Consider the following 4,278-nt stretch of genomic DNA (forward strand, 5'->3'; position numbering starts at 1 on the left):
ATTTTGTTTAATTTTGTTTAATTTCATTTACAGTTTCTTGACTAAAGTTATATAATGAATATTTATTCATAATTTGTCCCATTTGTAATTATTGGTTAAATTTATACTCAAAAACCATGAAATACGATATTTCTTAATTTCTATAAACACATAATACATTATTTTATTAACATATGTCAACAAAATACCATGTTTCGTGGTATTTTGTTTAAAAATGCTTTAAATTGGTAATTGACTGAATAAATAAAAATGTTTATTATTAGTCCAAATTAAATGTAATAAGTATATTTTATGAAAGTTGTTATTTCATTAAAATCACTAAAAAAACGTGATAAAGATTGTCAAATCGTTAAAAGAAGAGGCAAAATTTTTGTAATAAATAAAAAGAACAAAAGATTTAAAGCAAAACAAGGTTAATTAATCGTTTTTGGAGAAAAAATATACTCGATAAACTTGAAAAATTGCCTACATCGTCTTTGTAAGCCCTCGGATGCTGAACGTTTAATATACGCTCCTCTCCTCGGCTTATAGACTCCTTGTTCTTTTCCAAGTTGATCTTCGTATACTACTCTTCATTTTACTTCAGAGTATACTAATACTACTTTTGAAAGAAAAAAAATAATATGGCCGGTCACTCAAAATTTAAAAATATTCAGCATCGTAAAGGTGCTCAGGATAAAAAAAGAGCAAAAGTTTTTACTAAATTAATTCGTGAAATAGTTACTGCAGCTAAAACCGGTTCTTCTAATAATCCTGAAAATAATCCACGTCTTAGAAATGCTTTAACTGCTGCACGTAGTCAAAATCTTCCCAAAGAAAGAATAGATAAAGCTATTAATAGTGCTAATGATTCTTCTAATGCCGAAAATTATACGGAAATTAGATATGAAGGTTATGCACCGAATGGTATTGCTATAATAGTTGAAGCTTTAACAGATAATAAAAACCGTACTGCTGCCGAAGTACGCTCTAGTTTTACTAAATATGGTGGGAGTTTAGGTGAAACCGGCAGTGTTAATTATTTATTCAAGCATTGCGGAGTTATTCAATATCCTAGCAATATAGCATCGAGTGAAAATATCTTAGAAGCGGTTATAGAAGTAGGTGTAGATGATATTATATCTGATGAGGTATTCCATACAATCTATACAGATATTGAAAATTTTTCTAAAGTTCTAGAATTTTTAAACGGCAAATACGGCATACCTGAAGACTCTTATATAGGCTGGATTCCGTTAAATACAATAGTTATAGATGATAAAGAAAAAGCTGAAAAATTACTAAAGCTTGTGGAAGTTTTGGAAGAAAGTGACGATGTGCAGAGAGTTTTCGGTAATTATGAGCTATCTGATGATATTTATGAAATAATAATAAAAGGAGAACAATGACTTATAACTCAAAAAATTATCAAATAATTATTTTAGCAGCCGGCAAGGGTACTAGAATGGAATCCGATTTACCCAAAGTAATGCATGAAGTCGGCGGAGTTCCAATGCTTGAAACGGTATTAAAGAATTCGCTTAACGTCACAAATGATGTAGTTATAGTTTATTCAGAAGAACTTAAAAAACACTTAACACCCTATGAGAATATGTGTCGTTTTGTACTGCAAAAAGAACCTAAAGGTACAGCTCATGCTACTCATGAAGCAATAGATTTAATTGATCCTAACAAAATAGTAGCGGTTTTATATGGTGACCATCCACTTATTATGCCAAGTATTATTAATAATTTAATAGATTATTTAAAATCTACAAATTCTGCTTTAATTACATTAGCTTTTGAAACAGAGAATCCTGCTCAGTACGGAAGAATAATAACAGATGAAGCTGGTAATTTTTTAGAGATAGTAGAATTTAAAGATGCTACTCAAAAAGAAAAAGAAGTTAAGTTATGTAATTCTGGTATAATGGCTTTTGCTCCAGGAATATTACATAAATATTTATCTATATGTATGGACGCAGAGCATATTAACCCGGAAATTTACTTAACCTCGATGGTAAAAATATGTAAAGATCAGGAAGAAAAAGTTGCATATTCCCTCTCTGATTATAACCTACTTATTGGCGTTAATACGCAAATAGAACTATTAGAAGCAAATAATATATTTGATAAAATGGATTAAAATATATTCTATCTTTATTTGAAAAGCTTATTTTTATAACTCTTTTCAAATAAAAAAATATTAAAGTTTAGGAGAGATGGCCGAGCGGTTTAAGGCGCACGCCTGGAAAGCGTGTTCACGGCAACGTGTCGGGGGTTCGAATCCCCCTCTCTCCGCCAGCTCAGTTTATGGGAATATGGGTAGTAAGCCATGTCTTGTAGTTTTAAATTAAAGTATACAAAGGCTTAACCACCGCCTGAATCAAGGCTAATCTAAACTCGTTAAAGGTTCGCATAATGTACCACACTTCCCGCCAAACCTTAACAACAGAAGTTAGTTAGATCTTATAATCTTTTTTCTTTCCCTTATTCTTAAAATTAAAATAATTTATATTGATATTTATACTCAAAATAGTATTTGTTAGTAAAAAATATATATTTTATGAATCGTATTTTAATTAATTTGCCGGAAGTTATTGAAACATCAAAACTAAAATTACAAATGCCTAAAGCCGGATACGGAGAAAACTTATACCACTCAATGATGGATGGTTATGAAGATTATGTAAAATGGCTTAATTGGTCTTCTACTCCTCCAACTTTAGAATCGGTAGAAGAAGAATGTAGAAAGCATCATGCTGAGTTTATATTACGTAATTGCATTCGTTATCTTATTATTGATAAAACAACCGGTAATATCGTTGGAAGATGTGCTTTCCCGCCTTTTCAAGCGGGTTGGTCAATACCGCAATTCGGTATTTCGTATTTTATCCGAAAGGGTCAAAGATCTAAAGGTTACGCTACTACTGCAACTCATATAATGGCTTTACTGGCTTTTAGAATTTTGAATGCTAGAAAAGTTGAAATTCATTGCGATATAGAGAATTTAGCAAGCATTAAAATTCCTTTAAAGCTTGGTTTTAAGCTAGAATATACTCAAAAAGGCGGATGGCTAAGGCAAGATAATACATTAGCTGAATTAAAGACTTTCGCTATATTTTCTGAGAATGATCTTCCACAGTTAGAAGTTGAATTCTCTTTATAAAAATTTGCATCAGCTTATCTAAATATTTTTAATTAATAAAAATTATAAGAAAATTTTAGCAGAAAGCTAAAGAATTATTTAAGTAAATAGGCTTAAGGACCTACTGAATCAAGGCTAATCTAAAATGGTCAAAGGTTCGCATAACGTACCATCCGTCGGTTTTTCACAAGATCAAATTAGAGACTTCTTCCTGTAGGCTTCTCTTTTCTTTGTTCTGAGACCATTGCTCTAAAATTTTTCTGTTTTGACACTTCGGATTTTATATTTACTCCTAGTTCTTTCTTATTAGCAAATGTTTGTGCTGATTGTACAAATGATGCAAAGATTTTTTTATCACGTAATATTTCATCAATTAAATATGTAGAATTTGCATAAGACATTTCTGGATGAAATTGAAAAGTACGAATTGGAGCCCCAAATTGTGATTCTGTTCCTTGTATTACTCCATCCTTTGTTATAGCTGTGACTTTTAGTAAATTTTTTTATCTATTAATCTATCTTTTCCCCCTATTTCTTGCACTGCATTATGATGACGAGCCCAAAATCTTTGATTACGTACTTCTGTTTCTTTTATATTGGGATTAGCCTTGGTCATTGCTGCTAATTCTGAAGTAGGCTCAATAATTATTGAATCATGATTAGGAGTATTATGTACATCGGTTATTTTTCCTTTAAGATAGCTATTAATAACTTGATGTCCTCCACAAATTCCCATTATTGGCAACCCTTTTTCTATAGCAACTTCTACCATAACCATTTCAGCTAGTGAACGAGCAAAGTCAGATTTACCAGATACTGTTACTTCTCCGCCAAATTGTTCTGCTGCTTCAGCGTTAACTGCTGCATTATTACCCGGAATTACTAAAGCATCCTTATCGGCTAAAAATTCTTTTGCTCTTTGTTTTGCTTCATTTATTGCTACTTGATATATATTTTGAACTGATTCAGGTACTATTTCTCTATAGTCAATATTTTTCACATTATAATGGCCTGAAAAATCAAGACAAAATATATGAACAATGTACTTGGTAATGTTGCTTAAATTAAGCTGCTATTTGTTCATAATGTTGTACGTAATCCAGATAAACATTCATAGGTTTTTTATACCCAATACTTGAATGGAATCTTTG

General features: G+C 31.0%; 4 protein-coding genes, 1 tRNA gene and 1 pseudogene. 5 read left to right on the forward strand and 1 reads right to left on the reverse strand.

The features are described 5' to 3' along the window. Window positions 1–291: 291 nt before the first annotated feature. The 5 genes from ykgO to AC1Z7D_RS06040 all read left to right on the forward strand — a co-directional run bounded on the left by ykgO (window position 292) and on the right by AC1Z7D_RS06040 (window position 3,148). Complete coding sequence (ykgO, locus tag AC1Z7D_RS06020) at window positions 292–417, forward strand: type B 50S ribosomal protein L36 (protein ID WP_482602856.1); 126 nt, start codon at window positions 292–294, stop codon at window positions 415–417. A 206-nt stretch (window positions 418–623) separates the two neighbouring features. Beyond that, on the forward strand, window positions 624–1,388 hold the full coding sequence (locus AC1Z7D_RS06025; protein WP_482602858.1) for a YebC/PmpR family DNA-binding transcriptional regulator: 765 nt from the start codon (window positions 624–626) through the stop codon (window positions 1,386–1,388). After that, on the forward strand, window positions 1,385–2,125 hold the full coding sequence (locus tag AC1Z7D_RS06030) for a sugar phosphate nucleotidyltransferase (RefSeq protein WP_482602860.1): 741 nt from the start codon (window positions 1,385–1,387) through the stop codon (window positions 2,123–2,125). Before AC1Z7D_RS06025 ends, AC1Z7D_RS06030 begins: the two co-directional genes overlap by 4 nt. A 70-nt stretch (window positions 2,126–2,195) precedes the next feature. Then, window positions 2,196–2,283, forward strand: a tRNA-Ser gene (locus tag AC1Z7D_RS06035). 262 nt (window positions 2,284–2,545) lie between these two features. Beyond that, the gene (locus AC1Z7D_RS06040; RefSeq protein ID WP_482602862.1) at window positions 2,546–3,148 is read left to right on the forward strand and encodes a GNAT family N-acetyltransferase; all 603 of its coding nucleotides are present in this window, start codon (window positions 2,546–2,548) and stop codon (window positions 3,146–3,148) included. A 176-nt stretch (window positions 3,149–3,324) separates the two neighbouring features. Here AC1Z7D_RS06040 and AC1Z7D_RS06045 read toward each other — a convergent pair. After that, window positions 3,325–4,130 (reverse strand): annotated as a pseudogene (locus AC1Z7D_RS06045) (gamma-glutamyl-gamma-aminobutyrate hydrolase family protein); the annotation flags it as partial. Window positions 4,131–4,278: the final 148 nt, after the last annotated feature.

This window comes from Rickettsia sp., from assembly GCF_965035265.1.

Coding starts and splice junctions, on each gene's coding strand:
- AC1Z7D_RS06030 (WP_482602860.1), top strand. CDS start 1,385: ATGACTTATAACTCAAAAAATTATCAAATAATTATTTTAGCAGCCGGC.
- AC1Z7D_RS06025 (WP_482602858.1), top strand. CDS start 624: ATGGCCGGTCACTCAAAATTTAAAAATATTCAGCATCGTAAAGGTGCT.
- AC1Z7D_RS06040 (WP_482602862.1), top strand. CDS start 2,546: ATGAATCGTATTTTAATTAATTTGCCGGAAGTTATTGAAACATCAAAA.
- ykgO (WP_482602856.1), top strand. CDS start 292: ATGAAAGTTGTTATTTCATTAAAATCACTAAAAAAACGTGATAAAGAT.